Below are 19,881 nucleotides of genomic sequence, written 5' to 3'. Positions count from 1 at the left end.
CAAATTTCGGACATATGAGGGGATAAGACAATCGGAACAGGCGCGTTTGCTTTGCGGGTTCGCCTTCCAGACGCATAATTTCGATTAACGAATCATTTGCAATTCCGAATGTGCTGCAGCGCGGACGAAGTACACGGGGGAAGTCATGGCAGAGGCGAAAAAGGCCGACGAGCCGTCGATGGAGGAAATCCTCGCATCGATCCGCCGTATCATTTCCGATGAAGATGCCCAGGCCGACGCCGGCAGCGAAGAGGATGAAACCGAACAGCCTGATACTCCAGTAGAAGAAGCGGTAGAAGATATGGGCGACGCTGCCGAAATGTCACAGGACGACCTCGACAAGCTGTTCGATGTGGAACCGAGCGGCGGTGGCGGGAGCAGTTCGTCCGACGACGAAGCCGATGATATGGCGGCGGCAATGGAGGCGGATGCCGCGGATGACGAAGCGGACGACGACGTTCTTGAACTGACGGAAGAACTCGCGGTTCCGGACGACATGGAAATGGTCGAAGGCCTCGCGGAAGACTTTGACAGCCCGGGTGGCGACCTGTCGTTTGCAGAAGCTACCGAGGCTCCGCCGGCCCCGGCGCCGATACCTCCGTCTTCCATGGAAACCGAGCCGGTTCCCGATGACTTGCCTGATGTCACGGCCGATGCATTTCTGACCTCCGACAATACCGGCGAGGCGGTGCATGCGGCATTTGATAACTTGTCCAACATGTTTGTCGGGTCGCAGGCACAGACGGTTGAAGAACTGGTCAAGGAAATGCTGCGGCCGATGCTGAAGGCATGGCTGGATCAGAACCTGCCGGGCATGGTTGAGCAGATGGTCCAGAAGGAGATCCAGCGCGTGACGCGCCGCCGCTAACTCACCCGCTGTTCGGTTCCTGGCCCGGGTCCAGGTGGCAGCCTCTATAGTCCCGCACCGCGATTGAGGCACACATCTCCTGCCACTGACAGCCGTTGCAAGCGATACGGAATACACCGTCCTCGTAGGCGCGTCGGAGCGTATTGACTTGCGAACGGGGCAAGGAGAGCTGCCTGACGGACGCCAGATCGACCTGAAGCACTTCCGATATCTTGTCAGCCGCGGCGATGTCGCGCGCCTTGACGCTGCCATTGTGGCAGTGGTGGTCGGGTTCGTGGAGCATCGGTTTGCAAATGTCGTCGGGACCGTCCACGATTTTGATGTCTTCGCCCGAATTCAGGCGTTCCACGATCTTGGCGTAGTTCTTCACGAAGGCGGCCGAATAACCTTTTCCCATGAAGGTTAGCATGCAGAGAAAATGATGAGGCCGGATCAGGATCGTCATTGCGGCTTTATGGCAGCAAAACTCTTTGTACCCAAGTCCCGGAAGCTGCGCGCGGACAAAGATCTCTCAAGCCTTCGTATCCTTGCCGCAATCAACGCATAACCGGTTGACTTGCGCGGACGCTTCCGATTTACACGGGGGCTCACGAAATTCGATAGACATCTTCCCTTCGAGTGACCCTGATGCTTGAAAAGACTTACGACGCGGCCAGCGTTGAGCCGCGGATTTACGAAACCTGGGAAAAGGCAGAGGCCTTCAAGGCCGGAGCAGGTGCGAAGAATGGCGCACCGGCCTTTTCAATCGTGATTCCGCCGCCGAACGTGACCGGCTCGCTTCACATGGGTCACGCGCTCAACAACACGTTGCAGGATATTCTGGTGCGCTGGAAGCGGATGCAGGGCTTTGACGTCCTGTGGCAGCCCGGCACCGACCACGCCGGGATCGCAACCCAGATGGTCGTTGAACGCGAACTGATGGAAACCCAGCAGCCCGGCCGCCGCGAGATGGGCCGCGAAGCCTTTGTCGAGCGGGTCTGGGAACAGAAGCGTAAGTCTGAAGGAACGATCCTCGGCCAGCTGAAACGCCTCGGCGCATCCTGCGACTGGAGCAGGACCGAATTCACGATGTCGCCCAACCTGTCCGCCGCGGTTCTGAAAGTCTTTGTCGACCTTTACAACGAAGGCCTGATCTATCGCTCCAAGCGGCTGGTCAACTGGGATCCCAAGTTCGAAACGGCAATTTCCGATCTTGAAGTCGAGAACATCGAAGTCGATGGCCACATGTGGCACTTCAAGTATCCGCTGGCCGGCGGGGAGACCTATGAGTATGTCGAAAAGGACGAGGACGGGAACATTACCCTCCGCGAGACCCGCGACTACATTTCGATTGCGACCACACGCCCCGAAACAATGCTTGGTGACGGTGCCGTCGCGGTTCATCCCGGCGACACGCGCTACGCTCCGATTGTCGGCAAGCTGTGTGAAATTCCGGTCGGGCCGAAACAGCATCGCCGCTTGATCCCGATCATCACCGATGATTATCCGGATCCGGATTTCGGGTCGGGCGCGGTGAAGATCACCGGCGCGCACGACTTCAACGACTACGGCGTTGCCCAGCGGAACAAGATCCCGATGTACCGGCTCATGGACACCAGGGGCGCGATGCGTTCCGACGGTGCACCTTATGTCGAGGAGGCAGCGAAAGCTCAGTCGATCATCGACGGGGCTGAGATGACCGTCAACGAGGTCGACGAGATCGATATCGTCCCGAACGATTTGCGCGGTCTTGACCGGTTTGAAGCCAGAAAACGCGTCATCGAACAGATCACCGCGGAAGGCCTTGCGGTCATGGTCCCGGCGGATCATCCCGAGGTTGCCTGGATGAAGGGCCAGGCACCGGATTGGCATCCCCAGGGCCGGGCGATCATTCGTGCGCTCGGCGAAGATGAAACCGGGCCGACCGAGTTGCCGATGGTCGAATCCAAAAAGATCATGCAGCCTTTTGGTGATCGCTCGAAAGTTGTTATCGAACCGATGCTGACCGACCAGTGGTTTGTCGACGCCAAGACACTGGCGGCCCCGGCGCTCAAGGCGGTTCACGATGGCAACACGAAATTCGTGCCCGAGAACTGGGACAAGACCTATTACAACTGGCTGAATGACATTCAGCCATGGTGTATTTCGCGTCAGCTCTGGTGGGGACACCAGATCCCGGTCTGGTATGACGAAGACGGCAACGAGTACTGCGCGCAAACCGAGGAAGAAGCCGTTGCGAAAGCCGGCGGCAAGGCTCTCACGCGCGACGAAGACGTTCTCGACACGTGGTTTTCTTCCGCACTGTGGCCGTTCTCGACGCTCGGATGGCCGCACGTGACGCCCGAACTGGAGCGCTACTACAAGACGGATGTCCTCGTCACCGGCTTCGACATCATCTTTTTCTGGGTTGCCCGGATGATGATGCAGGGCATTCATTTCATGAAGGAAGTCCCGTTCCACACCGTCTATATCAACTCGATCGTCGTCGACAAGAACGGGAAGAAAATGTCGAAATCGCTCGGCAACGTGCTCGACCCGCTTGAACTGATCGATAGCTACGGTGCCGACGCGACCCGCTTCGCGCTTGCGAGCCAGGAAGTCCAGTCGCGCCGGACACTGCGCATGTCCGATCAGGCAGCCGAGGGTGGTCAGCGTTTTGCGACGAAGCTCTGGAACGCCTCCCGTTTTGCTGAAATGAACGGCTGTACGCGGGTCTCGGACTTTGATCCCGCCACCACGAAACACACGCTCAATCGGTGGATTGCGACCGAAATGGGCCGCTGTATCACCGAAGTGACTGCGGCGCTTGACGATTACCGGTTCAACGATGCGGCCGGCGCCGTCTACAAGTTCACCTGGAACAGCTTCTGCGACTGGTTCCTGGAACTCGCCAAACCGATCTTCAATGGTGAAGACGAAGTCGCGAAGGCCGAAACCCGGGCGACGACTGCATGGGCGATCGACGAGATCCTGAAGGTTCTGCACCCATTCATGCCGTTCCTGACCGAGGAACTGTGGGAGCGCCTTGGCGAGGAAGGTCAAACCGCTGGTGACTTGCTCATGCTGACGGCCTGGCCAGAAGCAAAGGTTTCGGACGATACGGCGGCCGCTGAAATCAACTGGCTGGTCAACCTGATATCCGAAATCCGCTCGGTGCGTGCGGAAATGAACGTTTCGGCAGGTGCCAAGGTTTCGGTCGTGATCACGGGTGCAAGCGAGGAGACCAAAGGGCGTCTTTCTACACATGAATCCGCGGTCCTCAGACTCGCGCGGGCCGAGAAGGTCGAGCTTGCGGATGCAGCGCCGAAGGGATCGGCGCAGATCATCGTCGGGGAAGCGACCGTCTGCCTGCCGTTGGCAGGTGTCATCGACCTTGGCGCTGAAAAGGCGCGTTTGGAAAAGGAAGTCGGCAAACTGGACGCCGACATTTCCAAGATCGAGAAGAAACTCTCCAATCCCAAATTTGTTGAGAAGGCCCCGGCGGACGTCGTTGACGGCGAGCGGGAGAAGGTTTCCGAATTCAAGGAAAAGCGCGCGAAGGTTCATGTCGCGCTCGATCGTCTGGCGGAGATTGGCTGACAACAAGCTACGGCCCCGGGACAAGCCTGTCTTGCCGGGGCCGTAATTCGGTGCTAGCGCCACCATTCCCGATAAAGCTATTCTAACCCCAGCGACTCAAACACCGATGGCAGACGTGGTCAAAAACTGGAATACTGCAGGACGGATACTCGCTGGTGCGGCCTTCGCAACGCTTGCGTCGTCGGTGTTTCCGGCGTCAGCGCAAACCGAGAAAATTGAAAACCCGGTGGCGGTTTTTTCCGGGCTCGACAAGATCACCGGCCGGATTATTTCGTTCGACGTCTATATCGGAGAGACGGTCCAGTTTGGTGCGCTTCAGGTCACACCACGCGTATGTCATACGCGGCCGCAGACAGAATCGCCCTTGACGACAGGCTTCGTGCAGGTTGACGAGATTACGCTCAACAATGAAGTGCGGCGGATTTTCTCCGGCTGGATGTATGCAGCCAGTCCGGGACTGCACGCAGTCGAACATGCTGTCTACGATATCTGGCTGACCAACTGCAAGCTCGCGTCAACCGTACCGCCGCCCGAAGACTATGACGGGCCGCCGATCCAGGGTGTCGTTGCCGACGGAGAGGACCCGCTGGCTGGACCCGACGACGGCGTTGAGTCGGGACCCGGCATTCCTCGGAAGAAACCATTTCAGGGCTGATGGAGCAGTGCTAGCGGATCTTGCGGGGCGCATAGCCCGGCTGCCGCAGTTCAAAACCGATCTTGCTGCGCTTGAAGCCCATGTCTTCATAGAACATGTGCGCGGGCAGGTTAGCAGACCCGGACATCAGCATGATCTTGAAGCAACCGGCTTGCCAGGACCGGTCGATTGCGGCCTTCATCAGCTGTTTGCCGATACCTTTGCCCCGGAACGATGTCAGCGTGACCACATTTTCCACAATGGCGTAGGACGCGCAGCCGCGCGTGAGATTGGGCACGATCACGAGCGTCAGTGTGGCAACAGGGTGTTGGCCAAGAAAGGCAAGCAGGATCGTCAGGCCAGGCTGGCCGAGCATCTGCGCGTACGTCTGTTCCTGCCTGAAGGCGTCGGCCTTGAGATCCTCCGGATTGAGATCTTGATAGAGCGACAACAGGACCGCAAAGTCGGAAGCTGTGGCTGGACGGATCAGAAGATCATCAGACATTAAAAAAGCCCGCCGGTTCGGCGGGCTCCTCCTGGAAAAGGTCAGTCGATGTCGACATAGTCGTCGGGAGAAAGGCCGAGCCGCCCGTCGACGTAGGTTCCGCAGCGCTCGAGCAATTCGTCCATGTCGTTTTCGAAGAAGTGGTTCGCGCCGGGGATCGTCTCGTGGTCGATCACGATTCCCTTTTGCGTCTTCAGCTTGTCGACGAGAGTCTGGACATCTTTCTGGGGCACGACCTTGTCGTTGTCGCCGTGAACGATCAGCCCCGAGGAGGGGCAGGGGGCGAGGAACGAAAAGTCATGCAGGTTTGCCGGCGGCGCAACCGAGATGAAGCCCTCGACTTCCGGGCGGCGCATCAGAAGCTGCATGCCGATCCAGGCACCGAATGAAAATCCGCCGATCCAGCACGCCCGTGCATCGGGATGTACGGTCTGGACCCAGTCAAGCGCCGCTGCCGCGTCGGACAGTTCCCCCTGGCCATGATCGAAGGTTCCCTGTGACCGGCCCACGCCCCGGAAGTTGAAGCGCAGCACCGCAAAGCCCCGGCGTGCGAACATATAGTACATCTGGTAGACGATCTGGTTGTTCATGGTCCCGCCGAATTGCGGGTGCAGGTGCAGAACCAGTGCGATTGGGGCGTTGCGTTTTTTCGCGGGGTGGAACCGGCCCTCGAGCCGGCCGGCGGGACCGTTGAAGATCACCTCAGGCATGAAGCGCTATGTCCTTGTCATATTGTCGCGCCGTGACGGGAGGCGCTGAAATTTGGAATCTGTATACGTGATTTCCCGTAAGTCTAAACTTGACTCTTAGCCTCCGAGTTTCTAGAACCTTGTTTAGAATTATTCGAAAGTTCGCATCATCCGCCCAAGGCAGGCAACACTCGGTTCGACCGGTTGGGGGGTGTTATCGTCATCACAGAGAAGAATTTCAAGTTTTTCGAACATGTGTTTGGCAATAAAGCGAAATTTCGACGCCGTCAAACTTGTCGTTTCTGGCTTTTGAGGTCTCATGCCGCGTTTGTCCACCCCGATCTATCTCGATTACAACGCTGGTTCGCCGCTGCGCTCCGGTGCGCGGGATGCCATGATCGAGGCGTTGAACGACACGGGCAACGCGTCTTCGGTGCATAGCAACGGCCGCAAGGCACGCGGAAGGGTTGAAGCGGCGAGGGACAGCGTCGCACGTATTTGCGGCACGAGTGCCCGGTCCGTAACCTTCGTCTCCGGCGGTACGGAAGCAAACATGACCGCGCTGTCCCGCATCTGGCAGGATGGCGGCAATCCCGTTTATCTGGACAAGCTTTTCATCAGCGCCATTGAACACCCCTCCGTTATGACAGGCGGCCGGTTTGCCGTGGCGGACAAGGTGATCGTACCGGTGGATACAGACGGCATCATTCAGCTCGACGCGCTGAAACAGGCCGTGGAAGGCGCCGAGCCGGGCCTTGTCTCGGTTATGGCGGCAAACAACGAGACCGGGGTCATCCAACCACTTGCCGAGATTGGTGCGATCGCAAGAGATCACGGACACTTTTTCCACGTCGACGCCGTTCAGGCCGCAGGCCGCATGAAGATCGATATGGAAGACTGGCAGGCGGACGCGATCACGCTTTCCGCACACAAGGTCGGCGGACCGCAGGGCATCGGCGCGGTCGTAACGAGGTCGACGTCAAAGTCTCCAGCTCCCCTTATGATCGGTGGAGGCCAGGAAAACTGGCGCCGCGGCGGAACAGAGAATGTCGCTGCGATCACGGCGTTCGGAAATGCGGCGGAGGCCGCCCTTCTCGATCTGGATTCCCCATTGCGCTTGCATGACATGAAATCAAGGCTCGAATCCGGATTGAAATCGGTCTGCAAAGATACAGTTATCTTCGGTGAGAGGGCTGAAAGGCTTGGCAATACGACATGTTTTGCCGTTCGGGACATTCCAGCCGAAACAGCGCTGATCGCTTTGGATCTGGAGCGCGTATCAGTTTCATCCGGGTCTGCCTGTTCGTCGGGGAAAGTGTCGGTGTCGCATGTCCTGACTGCAATGGACGTGGACGAGACCATGGCGCGCTGCGCGATCCGCATAAGCACGGGTTGGAACACCCGGCCTGAAGAGATCGACGCATTTCTGGAGCTCTGGCCGGCGATTGTCGACAGGCTCAACCCGGAGGCGCGCAGCAGGGCTGCGTGACGCGGTAACTCGGCGGGAGACCGCCAAAGCTGTGGCCGGAACGACAAGACCGCTCCGGCGTATGTTCAAGATGCGGACATGGGTCCGCCAGATGGAGGCAAGGGATGCCAGCTGTACAGGAAACCATCGATCAGGTGAAAGCTATCGATGTTGACCAGTATAAATACGGCTTTGTGACCGATATTGAGTCGGAAAAAGGCGCCAAGGGTCTGTCCGAAGAGACAATCCGGTTTCTGTCCGCAAAGAAGAACGAACCGGAATGGATGACGGAATGGCGTTTGGATGCGCTGCGCCGTTTCCAGCAGATGAACGAACCGGACTGGGCACGCGTTTCCTATCCGAAGATCGATTTCGATGACCTTTATTACTGGGCCGCTCCGAAATCCGTTGAAGGCCCGAAAAGCCTTGACGAGGTCGATCCGGAGCTCCTCGCGACCTACGCGAAGCTTGGTATTCCTCTTGCGGAGCAGGAAATCCTGGCTGGCGTAGAACCGAAAAACCGGGTCGCCGTTGACGCGGTTTTCGATTCCGTCTCCGTTGTCACGACCTTCAAAGAAGAGCTGAAGAAGGCCGGTGTCATCTTCTGTTCCATTTCCGAGGCGGTGCGCGAATACCCGGACCTCGTCAAAAAGTATCTCGGCTCCGTGGTTCCGGTGACCGACAACTACTACGCAACGCTGAACTCCGCCGTATTCTCCGACGGGTCATTCGTCTATATCCCGGAGGGCGTGCGCTGCCCGATGGAGCTGTCGACCTATTTCCGTATCAACGAACAGAACACGGGTCAGTTCGAACGCACGCTGATCATTGCCGAAAAAGGCTCCTACGTCTCCTATCTGGAAGGCTGCACGGCGCCGCAGCGCGACGAAAACCAGCTCCATGCTGCTGTTGTTGAACTGGTTGCGCTGGACGATGCCGAAATCAAGTATTCGACCGTCCAGAACTGGTTCCCAGGCGACAAGGACGGGAAGGGCGGCATCTACAATTTCGTCACCAAGCGTGGTGATTGCCGCGGCAAGAATTCCAAGATTTCCTGGACACAGGTTGAGACGGGGTCTGCGATCACGTGGAAGTATCCGTCCTGCATCCTGCGCGGCGAGAATTCGCGGGGTGAGTTCTACTCCATCGCGGTTTCCAACGGTTACCAGCAGGTCGACAGCGGCACCAAGATGATCCATCTGGGCAAAAACTCGTCCAGCCGGATCATCTCCAAGGGCATTTCCGCCGGCCGGTCCCAGAACACCTATCGCGGTCTCGTCTCCGCGCACCGGAAGGCGTCGAACGCCCGGAACTTCACACAGTGTGATTCGCTGCTGATCGGTCAGGACTGCGGTGCCCACACCGTCCCCTACATCGAAAGCAAGAACGCGTCGGCACAGTTCGAGCACGAGGCGACCACTTCGAAGATCTCGGACGACCAGATGTTCTACTGCCTGCAGCGCGGATTGTCGGAAGAAGAAGCGGTCGCCCTGATCGTCAACGGCTTCGTGAAGGATGTCATCCAGCAGTTGCCGATGGAATTCGCCGTTGAGGCGCAGAAGCTGATTTCGATCAGTCTGGAAGGATCGGTGGGCTGAACCGGGTTTGCCAATGCGAGGTTGAAGGCAAGTATGGGTCTCGGTTCGGAGTTTGAAGAGTCGGGCACTGCAAAGGCGCAGATCAAGGCGACGGATCGCCTGTCGCAGGTTGAAGATGGTCTCGAAGCTCAACAAAGATACAAGCGCACGTATCACGTTGAAGAGTTCTTCGGACTACTGATTGGAACTCTTCTACTCGCAACTTTGGTGTTCCTGATCTTCGACCGGAGCCTCGCTGGATATGCCGGTGCGATGTTTGTGGTCGCCACTTTTGGCTACGCCGGTGTCAAAATTTGGAGCATTCGCTCGATGCGCAAGAAGAGAGCAGAAGATCTTCGCCTGCTGGCGATTGAAAGAGACGCAACGGAAAAAAGTACGGAAGCAAAAGATGCTTGAGATCAAGAACCTTCACGCCCGCATTGCGGAAGACGAAACGGAAATCCTGCGCGGGGTCGATCTGACCGTCAAGGCAGGTGAAGTGCACGCCATCATGGGGCCGAACGGCTCCGGCAAGTCGACGCTGTCCTATGTTCTGGCCGGCAAGGAAGACTACGAAATCACCGAGGGCGAAGTGCTGTTCAACGGTGAGAACATGCTGGAGATGGAACCGGACGAGCGGGCTGCGGCCGGCATGTTCCTGGCATTCCAGTACCCGATCGAAATTCCGGGCGTCGCCACGATGGAATTCCTGAAGACTGCCATGAACGCCCAGCGCAAGGCGCGTGGGGAGGACGTCCTCTCCATTCCGGACTTCATGAAGCGGGTCAAAAATGCGGCAAGCCATCTGAACGTTTCCATGGATATGCTGAAGCGTCCGCTCAACGTCGGCTTTTCGGGTGGCGAGAAGAAGCGCGCCGAAATCCTCCAGATGTCGTTGCTGGAGCCGAAACTCTGCGTGCTGGATGAAACCGACTCCGGCCTCGACATCGATGCCCTGCGCATTGTTTCCGAAGGTGTCAACAAGCTCCGCGGACCGGATCGGGCGATGGTCGTCATCACGCACTACCAGCGTCTGCTTGACCACATCGTGCCGGATGTCGTCCACGTTCTGTCCAAGGGCCGGATCGTCAAGACCGGCAACAAGGATCTGGCGCTCGAGCTGGAGAAGAACGGTTACGCGGACTACGTCGACGCAGCCGCTTGAGGGAGCAACGGGATATGAACGCCAGCATGCCTATCAGACATACTCAGGCCGAGAGCGATCTGTTCGACCGCTACGAGGCTGCGAAATCGGATCTTGCCGGTTCTGTTGCAGTTTCCGCATTGCGAGAAGCAGCCGTCGACCAGATCCGGGACCGCGGATTGCCGCATCGGCGCGTGGAAGAATACAAGTATTCGGATCTGCGCGCGTTCATGAAGTCCGCAGCGCAGCTCGGCTCGAAATCCGAGATTGCCAGGGCGGAGGAACTGCTGTCTGAAGAAAACCTGTTCGGCGATCTGGAGCGCCACAGGCTCGTTGTCGCGAACGGAGCTTTTGTGGCCGAACTGTCCGACATCGAGGCGCTTGCTGCCGAAGGTGTCACGGTGACTGACCTCAACGACGCACTTGCCGGGGAACACGGATCGCAGCATCTCGCGTTCCCGAAAACCGGACCGAGTGACGGTGTCGTTGCCCTGAACACGGCTTTTGTTCAAGGCGGCGTGGTTGTCGAGGTCGCCGAGGGTGCAGAAGTAGCCAAACCTGTTGAGCTTGTTCACGTGGCAACTTCAGCCGGTGCGCAGGTAACAAGGAACAGTGTTCGCGTTGGTGCCGGTGGAAACCTGAGGCTGCTGGAAACGTTCGTCGGTCAGACAGGCGAGGGCGAACTCAATGCGGTTTTCGATTACGACGTGGCGGACAAGGGGGTCCTTGCAGCGACCCGTCTGATCGTCGGATCGAATAGTGGCGCACGCTTGTTGACTTCAATTGCAACGATCGGGGCCGAAGCGGAATTCAAGTCGCTCGGCTTCATGGCAGGTCCACGCTTTGCGCGGAACCAGCAATTCATCAATTTTACGGGTGAAAACTCGGAAGCGAAGATCTACGGCGTGACCATGGCAGGCGGTGACGACCTCGCTGACCAGACGCTGATCGTCGATCATGCGGTGCCGCATTGCAACAGCCGCGAGTTCTTCAAGACCGTGCTCGACGGCAACGCCAGGGGTGTTTACCAGGGCCGAATCAATGTCGCCCAACATGCGCAGAAGACCGACGGCGAGATGATGACGCAGGCCCTGCTTCTGTCAGAAAACGCCGAGATGGCAAACAAGCCGGAACTCGAGATCTTCGCAGATGACGTTCTGTGCGCCCATGGTGCGACCAGCGGTCAGATCGATGAGGACCTGCTCTTCTACCTTCGCGCCCGCGGCATTCCGGAAGACGAAGCAAAAACACTCCTCGTTCTTGCCTTCCTGTCGGAGGCGATCGAGGAATATGGCGAAGACGATGTGACCGAAGGACTGGAAGCGCGCGTGCGCGACTGGCTTGCCGGCCACTAGCTTGCGCCGAAGGGTTTGGAGATGAGGATCAGCGCCGAATGACCGCCGCGACTGCAGAAAAAGAGCCCGTCACAACGGGATACGACGTGGAAGCCATCCGCCGGGATTTCCCGATCCTGTCGCGCGAAGTGTATGGCAAACCGCTGGTTTACCTGGACAACGGCGCATCGGCCCAAAAGCCGAACGCCGTGATTGATGCCGTCTCCAAGGCGTATTCCGAAGAATATGCCAATGTGCATCGCGGACTGCATTTCCTCTCGAACACGGCGACGGACAACTACGAGGCGGCGCGCGAGAAAGTGCGCCGGTTCCTGAACGCCAAGTCTGTTGACGAGGTCGTCTTCACGAAATCGACCACGGAGGCCATCAATCTGGTGTCCTATGGGCTCGGCCCGGAGTTTTTCGGTGAGGGTGACGAGATCGTTCTGTCGATCATGGAGCACCATTCCAACATCGTGCCGTGGCATTTCCACCGCGAACGGCACGGCTCGGTTCTGAAATGGGTGTATGTGCGCGAGGACGGAACGTTTGATCTCGATGCCTTCGTGGACACGTTGAGCGACCGGACAAAGCTTGTTGCGATCACGCACATGTCCAACGTGCTCGGGACTGTCGTGCCGATCAAGGAAATCTGCGAGATCGCGCACGAACGCGGCATTCAGGTGCTGGTCGACGGTAGCCAGGCTGCGGTCCATATGCCCGTGGATGTCGAAGACCTCGGCTGCGACTACTATGTTTTCACTGGCCACAAGGTCTACGGCCCGTCAGGGATCGGTGTCCTTTGGGGCAAGCCGGAGCGATTGAACGCCTTGCGGCCGTTCAACGGGGGCGGCGAAATGATCCTTGATGTCACCGAGGACGTCATCACCTACAACGACCCGCCGCATAGGTTTGAAGCCGGGACGCCGCCGATCGTTCAGGCGATCGCTCTGGGTGCGGCGCTCGATTACATGGACACGATTGGCCGTGAGAACATTGCGCGCCACGAGGCTGACCTCAAGAACTACGCACACGAAAAGTTGCGCGAGATCAATTCGCTGAGGATCTTCGGCACTGCACCCGGCAAGGGGGCCATCGTCTCTTTCGAGGTCGAGGGCGCGCATGCACACGACGTGGCCACGATCATAGATCGTGCCGGAGTTGCGGTGAGGGCAGGCACACACTGCGCACAGCCGCTCTTGGCAAGATATGGTGTAACCTCTACATGTCGTGCAAGCTTCGGCCTCTACAACACGCGCGAGGAAGTGGACGCGCTTTATGAGGCCCTATTGAAGGCACAGAGCTTTTTCGGGTAAGGACGGACCCACTATGGAAAACGCAACCACGATTGATACAGCCGCGGACGGCGCGGAACTGCAGGCGGAGGTATCGGCGAAAACGACGATCCCGGAGGCTGAACTCGACAGGCTGACGACGGACATCGTCGGTGCGCTGAAATCGGTCTACGATCCGGAAATCCCCTGCGATATCTATGAACTCGGACTGATCTACAAGGTCGACATCGAGGACGATCGCTCGATCAATATCGACATGACGCTGACTGCGCCTGGATGCCCCGTTGCCGGAGAAATGCCGGGCTGGGTCGAAAACGCCGTTTCGGCTGTGGCCGGTGTCGGTCCGGTCAATGTCGATATGGTGTTCGATCCGCCCTGGACGCCCGACCGCATGTCGGATGAGGCAAAAGTCGCGCTCAACTGGTATTGAGTTCGAAACCTTTTTTCCGATAATCTGAATTCCTATATCAGGTTTCGAACCTTAGAAGCAGATAGAGGACCGAATGGCTTCCGCCGGAAAATTTCAGGTCATGAGCATGACCGACAGCGCCGCCGAACGCGTGAGGGAACTCGTCGAGAACGCCGACAAGGATGCCATCGGATTGCGCGTCGGAATCAAGAAGGGCGGCTGCGCCGGCATGGAATACACCATGGACCTGGTAGAGGATGCTAAGCCGGGCGACGACATAATCGAGGACAAGGGCGCAAAGCTCTTCATCGATCCCTCCGCAGTGCTGTTTCTGCTCGGCACGGAGATGGATTTCGAAGTCACGAAGTTCCGTTCCGGTTTCGTCTTCAAGAACCCGAACGAAGTTTCCGCATGCGGTTGCGGCGAATCCGTGTCGCTTCAGGCGGCCGACGAAGGTGCGTTACCCCTCAACTGATCCGTGTTCGTGATCAATCTGCGACGAGTGTTCCCATGACATTGTTTGAACGGCTCAAGACGCATGCAGCGTCGCAATGGGCTGACTACACACGCCATCCCTTTGTCGAACAGCTTGGCGCCGGCGATTTGCCGATTGCGTGTTTCAAGCACTATCTCGTCCAGGACTATCTGTTCCTGATCCAATTTGCCCGGGCCTATGCGCTTGGTGTCTACAAGAGCCCGACACTTGCCGACATGCGGCATTCACTTGAAGGGGTGAAAGCCATCCTTGATGTCGAGCTTGAGCTTCATATCGAGATTTGCGGCCGTTGGGGCATGGAGCGTCAGGATATCGAGAACGCCCCTGAAGACACGCCGACCATGGCCTACACTCGCTTTGTTCTGGATGCTGGCATGTCCGGTGATCTGCTGGACCTGCAGGCCGCACTGGCCCCGTGTATCCTGGGGTATGCGGAAATCGGCAAGCAACTGCAACAGGACGGATGCGACAATGCCGGCAACCCCTATCAGCGCTGGATCCAGGAATATGCCGGTGAAGGCTACCAGGATCTGGCAGAGGGGTTCGAGGCGTGGTTCGAAGCAACTTCAGACCAGGTTCTGACGGATCACAGATATCCGCGTGTCCTGTCACTTTTTGAAAAAGCGTGCCGGCTGGAAAGCGATTTTTGGCAGATGGGTCTTAACGCGAAAGCGTGAACGATCAGGCAGGTCTGGAGGGCGTGTTCGCATGGTCGCGAGCAAGCTCGTCGTGGTCTAAACGCGTCAGGCGACGTTTTCAGAGGCCTTGGCAGCGGGCAAGTCCAGTTCGGTTCTGACCAGGTTCCGACCGGCATTCTTGGCCGCATAAAGTGCCTCATCGGCGCGCGACACGATCGAATGCGCCGTATCGATCTGGTCAAAGATCGCAATGCCGACCGATATCGTCACACGTCCGAGGTTCTCACCCGTGGACCGCTTTACCAGTTCCTTGGACATCACCGCGGTTCGAATGCGCTCCCCGATCTCTCCCGCCTCTTCAAGGTTGGATTGCGGCAGGATGATCGAAAACTCTTCACCACCGTACCGGCAGGCAATGTCCTGGGTCTTGATGTTTTGTTTGACAGCCAGTGCGACAAGACGGAGTACCTGGTCACCGGTCTGGTGCCCGTAGGTGTCATTGAATTTCTTGAAATGATCGATGTCCGTCATAAGGAGCGCAAAGCTGCGTTTGCTTTCCTTTGACTGGTCGACGATCTTTTCCAAAGAAACTTCGAAATGTTTACGATTGTTCAGCGTCGTGAGCTCGTCAGTCAGCGACTCATAGCGAATCGCCTCCAGAGACGATTGCAGGTTCTCGATGTGCTTTTTCGATTCCAGGAGTTGGCTCTCGAGCTTCCTGTTGGAAGCGACAGCATTCTGGGTCGATTTGACGAGATGTGTGACGTAAAGCTGGAGTTTCTGAGGATCGTCCAGCCGTTTGATCTTTTCTCCGGCCTGTTCAAGCGAACTGCCGTAGTCGGACGTCGCGTCCGCGCTGAGTTTCAATGACTCAATCAGTTCTTCGACTTCCCTGGAGACCTTGGTGCCGACTTCATCGAGACGGTCCCCGAGACGGGTGGGGGAAAGGAAACGCCCGTAAAGGTTCAGCATTTCATCCGTGCTGACCCGGCCTTTTTCCTTGATTGTCTCGTTGACGGCCCTGTTGAGCCCATGGTTGTAGCCAGCAGCGTACGTGTACCAAAGCTCATAGGAGCGCGGGTAAGCCGGTAGCGTGTTTTTTCTTATGTATCCGACAGCGGACTCACCATACTTGATGGTCCGGCTATGGTCGTCTTCTTCAGACATAGAACTTCTCTCACCTTCATCCAGCGAATCCGCCCCACACGGTCACAAGATATAGGTCCCAAGTTCTGATGGAAGATTTAAGGAGCGGTTAAGCTTAAGGGAAAACCTTGTGAAAATTGACGTTACGACGCCTTTTTCGGACGAGGTTCGCGAAGCAGGAACGCCGGTATGTGAACACCTGCACTGAATGCAGGTTCGAGTTTCTCGTTTCTGGACTTTTTGCTCGCGGGTTTCTGCGGAAGTTCGGAAACTGATACCGGGCTCATCGCGTCTTTCTGCTCCTGTCTGCTATCTGTGTCGGCGTCGCGCTGTTTGGATTGCGAGCGTCGCCTGCCAGACGATTTCGCCTGCGGGGCGTCGTTGTCGTTGCTGGATTCGCTCTTCGAAGTTTTGCCTGATTTACGGCGCGCCTTGCGCTCCTTGGCCGCTGCCTCGAAATCGATCGGCTCGCCAAGCCAGTCGATTGTCTTGTTGATCAGCGTTTCGATCGCGTCGAGATACTTCTTGTCTTCGCCTGTTACGAGCGTGTATGCGGTGCCGCTGCGGCCCGCGCGTCCCGTTCGGCCAATGCGGTGAACGTAGTCTTCCGCGTTGATGGGCACGTCATAATTGAACACATGGCTGACTTCGGGAATGTCAAGCCCGCGGGCAGCGACATCGCTGGCAACGAGAAGCTTGATGCTCCCTTTCCGGAAATTGTCCAGCATCATCATGCGGGTGCGCTGGTCCATGTCTCCGTGGAGCGTGCCGACATTGTACTCGTGCCGCTCGAGCGAGCGGAAGAGGGTCGAGACATCCCGCTTTCTGTTGCAGAACACGATTGCGTTCTTCAGATCTTCGGCACCTTCGAGAAGTTCGCGCAGTGTTGCGCGCTTTTCGAAATCCTTGGACGGAGAGGCCCTGAGCTGCTGGCTGACATTGTCAGCTGTCGAGGATGTCGGGGCAACCTCGATGCGCGCGGGATTCTGCAGGAACGTGTCCGTCAGACGTTGGATTTCCGGCGGCATGGTCGCGGAAAAGAACAGGGTCTGCCGCGTAAACGGAATCAATTTGCAGATGCGTTCGATATCCGGGATGAAACCCATGTCCAGCATGCGGTCGGCTTCATCGATCACCAGGATTTCAACACCCTGCAGCAGAAGCTTTCCGCGCTCGAAATGGTCCAGAAGCCGCCCGGGCGTTGCGATCAGCACGTCGGTGCCGCGATCGAGTTTCCGGTCCTGTTCCGCAAAGGATACGCCACCTATCAGCAAAGCGACGTTGAGTTTGTGATTGGTTCCGTATTTTTCGAAATTCTCTTCGACCTGGGCTGCAAGTTCGCGCGTCGGCTCCAGGATGAGCGTGCGCGGCATGCGTGCCCTGGCGCGTCCCTTTTCAAGGAGCGTCAGCATGGGCAAGGTAAAGCTCGCCGTCTTGCCTGTCCCGGTCTGCGCAATGCCGAGAATGTCCCGCCTTTCCAAAACCTGCGGGATCGCACCGGCTTGGATGGCTGTGGGTTCCTTATAACCTGCTGCATCAACTGCAGCGAGCACCTTCTCGCTAAGACCGAGAGTATCAAATGACATGGAGCGTTTCGCCCGAATGTTGTGATTGTTAAACGACAGAACTACCGAGAACCCGGGCGCTATCGTGCGCACACACTACATTCATGCGCTCCAGTGTCAATGCGCCTTAGAGGTAAATTTCCAACAAAATCGAGTATTTCTGAGCAATAATTTTCAACTGAGTTAATAGTGCCGAGCTCTGCACTTGATTTTCTGCTTCGCGGCGCCTTCAATTGCCGCAATAATTTGCAAAATGATTGCCTATTTTTGCAACAAAAATTCAGATCCGACTATGCGGCAAGCAACCAAATATCTGTGAAAGAGCTTATGTAACAGAGTGTTCGTGCAAAATGAGGGAAGCACCGGGTGTCGGGTTCATCTAGATATCGAGATCATCGGCAAACTCGGCGTTCTCCTGTATAAAGCGGAACCTCGCCTCAGGCTTGTTGCCCATCAGCCTTTCAACCGTATCGTTAGTCGTGCCGATATCCATCTCTTCGACCGCGACCTTCAGCATTGAGCGTTTTGAAGGATCCATGGTTGTTTCCTTGAGCTGCGCCGGCAACATTTCGCCCAGACCCTTGAAGCGGCCGATTTCCACTTTCGACTTTCCCTTGAAGACAGTCTCAAGCAGTTCATCCTTGTGCGCATCGTCTCGCGCATACAGCGTTTTTCCACCCTGGCTGAGGCGGTAGAGCGGGGGGACGGCCAGGAACAGGTGTCCGCTGCGTATCAGCTCCGGCATTTCGCGGTAGAAAAAGGTGATCAAAAGGGAGGCGATGTGCGCCCCGTCGACATCCGCATCCGTCATGATCACGATCTTCTCGTACCGAAGATCGGCATCTCGGTACTGTGACCGCGTTCCGCAGCCAAGTGCCTGAATGAGGTCTGCCAACTGCTGATTTGCCACAAGTTTGTCACGGCCTGCATTGGCCACGTTCAGGATCTTGCCGCGCAGCGGCAGGACCGCCTGGTTCGAGCGATTGCGTGCCTGTTTGGCAGAGCCGCCGGCCGAGTCGCCCTCAACAATGAAAAGTTCGGTTCCATCCGCCTGATTGGCCGAGCAGTCGGCGAGCTTGCCGGGCAATCGGAGCTTTCTGACCGCTGATTTGCGGGCAACGTCCTTCTCCTGACGACGTCTCAGACGTTCGTCTGCGCGGTCGATCACCCACTCAAGCAACTTGTTCGCCTGGTTCGGTGAAGCCGTGAGCCAGTGGTCGAACGCATCGCGTACCGCGGCTTCCGTCACGCGGGTTGCCTCGTTGGTGGCAAGCTTGTCTTTGGTCTGGCCGACGAATTCAGGTTCGCGGATGAACACGGACAGCATGCCACCGGCCGAGGTCATCACATCGTCGCCGGTGATGATGCTGGCTTTCTTGTTGTTCGTCAGTTCACCATAGGCTTTCAGTCCGCGAAGCAAAGCGTATCTGAAACCTGCTTCATGGGTTCCACCTTCCGGTGTCGGCACCGTGTTGCAGTATGAATTGACGAAGCCATCGCCTGCGAACCAGTTCACGGCCCATTCGACGGAACCGTGTTTCCCCGTCTTGTCGGTCCGCCCCGCGAAGATTTCATCGACAACGCGGCGTTCACTCGTGAGGCGTTCGGCCAGAAAGTCCTTGAGGCCGCCGGGAAAGTGAAAGACCGCTTCTTCCGGCGTCTTATCCTTGCCGTCGATCAGGTCGGGATCGCAATGCCACCTGATTTCAACGCCGCCGAAAAGATACGCCTTCGAGCGTGCCATCTTGAGCAGACGTGCAGGTTTGAACCTCGCATTCTTTCCGAATATCTCTTCATCAGGCTTGAAGCGGACGAGCGTCCCACGCCGGTTTTGCGTGTCGCCGACCATTTCGAGTGCCCCTTGGGGGTGGCCTCTGCGGAATGTCTGTCGGTAGAGCTTCCGGCTGCGGGCAACCTCCACGACGAGTAATTCGGAAAGTGCGTTCACCACCGAGACGCCGACGCCGTGCAGGCCTCCCGATGTCTCGTAGACCTTGCTGTCGAATTTTCCGCCCGCGTGAAGCGTCGTCATGATGACTTCAAGAGCGGACTTGTCCTTGAACTTGGGATGAGGATCGACCGGAATGCCACGCCCGTTGTCGACAATCGTGAGATAGCCGTCGGCCGAGAGAGACACATCGATCCATGTGGCGTGGCCGGCAACCGCTTCATCCATGGAATTGTCGATCACCTCCGCGAACAGGTGATGCAGCGCTTTTTCGTCGGTTCCGCCGATATACATGCCCGGACGGCGGCGAACCGGTTCCAGCCCTTCTAGAACCTCGATATCAGCAGCTGAGTAGTCTTCGGTATTGGGTACAGCGGCGATTGGACGCTTTTTCGCAGGCGCGGTCTGGGGGCTGCTATCGCTAATGGGTGTTGCTCTTGCCGCGTTCCCGGCAAACAAATCGTCTTTTGCGCTCATTCCGTCTCGCCTGAAGGATCTCATACCCGATGGAATCGGGCCGAGTGCTGTCGGTTCAATGTCGATACCTACACCGAATCATAAACTAGTTTGAAGGACAAATGCAGAACGGGGAAAGGATTTTGCCCCA

General features: G+C 57.4%; 18 protein-coding genes. 12 read left to right on the top strand and 6 right to left on the bottom strand.

What is annotated here, in order from left to right; all coding sequences use genetic code 11:
* Positions 1 to 145 precede the first annotated feature (145 nt).
* Positions 146 to 868, top strand: a complete 723-nt coding sequence (locus RDA78_RS22440; RefSeq protein ID WP_434051995.1) for a PopZ family protein — start codon at positions 146 to 148, stop codon at positions 866 to 868.
* A 1-nt stretch (position 869) separates the two neighbouring features.
* Here the strand turns inward: RDA78_RS22440 and RDA78_RS22435 are convergent, their stop codons facing one another.
* On the bottom strand, positions 870 to 1,313 hold the full coding sequence (locus RDA78_RS22435; protein WP_434051994.1) for a DUF1284 domain-containing protein: 444 nt from the start codon (positions 1,311 to 1,313) through the stop codon (positions 870 to 872).
* Positions 1,314 to 1,495: 182 nt separating this feature from the next.
* On the opposite strand from RDA78_RS22435, the gene RDA78_RS22430 reads away from it, so the two are divergent.
* Together RDA78_RS22430 and RDA78_RS22425 are read left to right on the top strand one after the other, a co-directional pair.
* Complete coding sequence (locus tag RDA78_RS22430) at positions 1,496 to 4,426, top strand: valine--tRNA ligase (RefSeq protein WP_434051993.1); 2,931 nt, start codon at positions 1,496 to 1,498, stop codon at positions 4,424 to 4,426.
* 106 nt (positions 4,427 to 4,532) lie between these two features.
* Positions 4,533 to 5,081 carry a DUF2155 domain-containing protein gene (locus RDA78_RS22425; RefSeq protein WP_434051992.1) on the top strand — a complete coding sequence of 183 codons (549 nt, stop codon included), beginning with the start codon at positions 4,533 to 4,535 and terminating at the stop codon, positions 5,079 to 5,081.
* 10 nt (positions 5,082 to 5,091) lie between these two features.
* On the opposite strand, the gene RDA78_RS22420 is transcribed toward RDA78_RS22425, so the two are convergent.
* Together RDA78_RS22420 and RDA78_RS22415 are read right to left on the bottom strand one after the other, a co-directional pair.
* Positions 5,092 to 5,565 (bottom strand): N-acetyltransferase family protein, encoded by a 474-nt coding sequence (locus RDA78_RS22420; RefSeq protein ID WP_434051991.1) that lies wholly within the window; start codon positions 5,563 to 5,565, stop codon positions 5,092 to 5,094.
* A gap of 41 nt (positions 5,566 to 5,606) precedes the next feature.
* Positions 5,607 to 6,275 carry an alpha/beta hydrolase gene (locus tag RDA78_RS22415; protein WP_434051990.1) on the bottom strand — a complete coding sequence of 223 codons (669 nt, stop codon included), beginning with the start codon at positions 6,273 to 6,275 and terminating at the stop codon, positions 5,607 to 5,609.
* 298 nt (positions 6,276 to 6,573) lie between these two features.
* On the opposite strand from RDA78_RS22415, the gene RDA78_RS22410 reads away from it, so the two are divergent.
* The 9 genes from RDA78_RS22410 (at position 6,574) to tenA (ending at position 14,654) form a co-directional block, all read left to right on the top strand.
* Positions 6,574 to 7,743: a cysteine desulfurase family protein gene (locus RDA78_RS22410; RefSeq protein ID WP_434051989.1), complete on the top strand. Its 1,170-nt coding sequence runs from the start codon at positions 6,574 to 6,576 to the stop codon at positions 7,741 to 7,743.
* Positions 7,744 to 7,847: 104 nt separating this feature from the next.
* Positions 7,848 to 9,320 carry a Fe-S cluster assembly protein SufB gene (gene sufB / locus RDA78_RS22405; protein WP_434051988.1) on the top strand — a complete coding sequence of 491 codons (1,473 nt, stop codon included), beginning with the start codon at positions 7,848 to 7,850 and terminating at the stop codon, positions 9,318 to 9,320.
* A gap of 33 nt (positions 9,321 to 9,353) precedes the next feature.
* Complete coding sequence (locus tag RDA78_RS22400; protein ID WP_434051987.1) at positions 9,354 to 9,716, top strand: hypothetical protein; 363 nt, start codon at positions 9,354 to 9,356, stop codon at positions 9,714 to 9,716.
* Positions 9,709 to 10,464, top strand: a complete 756-nt coding sequence (gene sufC / locus RDA78_RS22395) for a Fe-S cluster assembly ATPase SufC (protein WP_434051986.1) — start codon at positions 9,709 to 9,711, stop codon at positions 10,462 to 10,464. The genes RDA78_RS22400 and sufC overlap by 8 nt, the downstream gene beginning before the upstream one ends.
* Positions 10,465 to 10,490: 26 nt before the next feature.
* Positions 10,491 to 11,798: a SufB/SufD family protein gene (locus RDA78_RS22390; RefSeq protein WP_434051985.1), complete on the top strand. Its 1,308-nt coding sequence runs from the start codon at positions 10,491 to 10,493 to the stop codon at positions 11,796 to 11,798.
* A 38-nt stretch (positions 11,799 to 11,836) separates the two neighbouring features.
* Entirely contained in the window at positions 11,837 to 13,093 is a 1,257-nt protein-coding gene (locus RDA78_RS22385) for a cysteine desulfurase (protein ID WP_434051984.1), read from the top strand.
* Between the two features lie 13 nt (positions 13,094 to 13,106).
* Positions 13,107 to 13,502, top strand: coding sequence for an SUF system Fe-S cluster assembly protein (locus RDA78_RS22380; protein ID WP_319387356.1), 396 nt, complete (start codon positions 13,107 to 13,109; stop codon positions 13,500 to 13,502).
* Between the two features lie 100 nt (positions 13,503 to 13,602).
* Complete coding sequence (gene sufA / locus RDA78_RS22375) at positions 13,603 to 13,956, top strand: Fe-S cluster assembly scaffold SufA (protein WP_434051983.1); 354 nt, start codon at positions 13,603 to 13,605, stop codon at positions 13,954 to 13,956.
* Between the two features lie 35 nt (positions 13,957 to 13,991).
* Complete coding sequence (tenA, locus tag RDA78_RS22370; RefSeq protein ID WP_434051982.1) at positions 13,992 to 14,654, top strand: thiaminase II; 663 nt, start codon at positions 13,992 to 13,994, stop codon at positions 14,652 to 14,654.
* Positions 14,655 to 14,720: 66 nt separating this feature from the next.
* Here tenA and RDA78_RS22365 read toward each other — a convergent pair whose 3' ends face one another.
* The 3 genes from RDA78_RS22365 to parE form a co-directional block, all read right to left on the bottom strand.
* Positions 14,721 to 15,782, bottom strand: coding sequence for a GGDEF domain-containing protein (locus RDA78_RS22365; protein WP_434051981.1), 1,062 nt, complete (start codon positions 15,780 to 15,782; stop codon positions 14,721 to 14,723).
* Positions 15,783 to 15,904: 122 nt separating this feature from the next.
* The gene (locus tag RDA78_RS22360) at positions 15,905 to 17,347 is read right to left on the bottom strand and encodes a DEAD/DEAH box helicase (protein WP_434051980.1); all 1,443 of its coding nucleotides are present in this window, start codon (positions 17,345 to 17,347) and stop codon (positions 15,905 to 15,907) included.
* 358 nt (positions 17,348 to 17,705) lie between these two features.
* Entirely contained in the window at positions 17,706 to 19,751 is a 2,046-nt protein-coding gene (parE, locus tag RDA78_RS22355) for a DNA topoisomerase IV subunit B (RefSeq protein ID WP_434051979.1), read from the bottom strand.
* Between the last annotated feature and the right edge of the window lie 130 nt (positions 19,752 to 19,881).

Source organism: Roseibium sp., from assembly GCF_051016195.1.
Taxonomy (GTDB): domain Bacteria; phylum Pseudomonadota; class Alphaproteobacteria; order Rhizobiales; family Stappiaceae; genus Roseibium.
The sequence above is the reverse complement of the archived record's forward strand: the minus strand, read 5'-3'. Positions and strand labels throughout refer to the sequence as shown.

Bases quoted from the DNA above. Each gene is read 5' to 3' on its own strand.
- RDA78_RS22440 (WP_434051995.1), top strand. From the start codon at position 146: ATGGCAGAGGCGAAAAAGGCCGACGAGCCGTCGATGGAGGAAATCCTC.
- RDA78_RS22435 (WP_434051994.1), bottom strand. From the start codon at position 1,313: ATGACGATCCTGATCCGGCCTCATCATTTTCTCTGCATGCTAACCTTC.
- RDA78_RS22430 (WP_434051993.1), top strand. From the start codon at position 1,496: ATGCTTGAAAAGACTTACGACGCGGCCAGCGTTGAGCCGCGGATTTAC.
- RDA78_RS22425 (WP_434051992.1), top strand. From the start codon at position 4,533: ATGGCAGACGTGGTCAAAAACTGGAATACTGCAGGACGGATACTCGCT.
- RDA78_RS22420 (WP_434051991.1), bottom strand. From the start codon at position 5,565: ATGTCTGATGATCTTCTGATCCGTCCAGCCACAGCTTCCGACTTTGCG.
- RDA78_RS22415 (WP_434051990.1), bottom strand. From the start codon at position 6,275: ATGCCTGAGGTGATCTTCAACGGTCCCGCCGGCCGGCTCGAGGGCCGG.
- RDA78_RS22410 (WP_434051989.1), top strand. From the start codon at position 6,574: ATGCCGCGTTTGTCCACCCCGATCTATCTCGATTACAACGCTGGTTCG.
- sufB (WP_434051988.1), top strand. From the start codon at position 7,848: ATGCCAGCTGTACAGGAAACCATCGATCAGGTGAAAGCTATCGATGTT.
- RDA78_RS22400 (WP_434051987.1), top strand. From the start codon at position 9,354: ATGGGTCTCGGTTCGGAGTTTGAAGAGTCGGGCACTGCAAAGGCGCAG.
- sufC (WP_434051986.1), top strand. From the start codon at position 9,709: ATGCTTGAGATCAAGAACCTTCACGCCCGCATTGCGGAAGACGAAACG.
- RDA78_RS22390 (WP_434051985.1), top strand. From the start codon at position 10,491: ATGCCTATCAGACATACTCAGGCCGAGAGCGATCTGTTCGACCGCTAC.
- RDA78_RS22385 (WP_434051984.1), top strand. From the start codon at position 11,837: ATGACCGCCGCGACTGCAGAAAAAGAGCCCGTCACAACGGGATACGAC.
- RDA78_RS22380 (WP_319387356.1), top strand. From the start codon at position 13,107: ATGGAAAACGCAACCACGATTGATACAGCCGCGGACGGCGCGGAACTG.
- sufA (WP_434051983.1), top strand. From the start codon at position 13,603: ATGAGCATGACCGACAGCGCCGCCGAACGCGTGAGGGAACTCGTCGAG.
- tenA (WP_434051982.1), top strand. From the start codon at position 13,992: ATGACATTGTTTGAACGGCTCAAGACGCATGCAGCGTCGCAATGGGCT.
- RDA78_RS22365 (WP_434051981.1), bottom strand. From the start codon at position 15,782: ATGTCTGAAGAAGACGACCATAGCCGGACCATCAAGTATGGTGAGTCC.
- RDA78_RS22360 (WP_434051980.1), bottom strand. From the start codon at position 17,347: ATGTCATTTGATACTCTCGGTCTTAGCGAGAAGGTGCTCGCTGCAGTT.
- parE (WP_434051979.1), bottom strand. From the start codon at position 19,751: ATGAGCGCAAAAGACGATTTGTTTGCCGGGAACGCGGCAAGAGCAACA.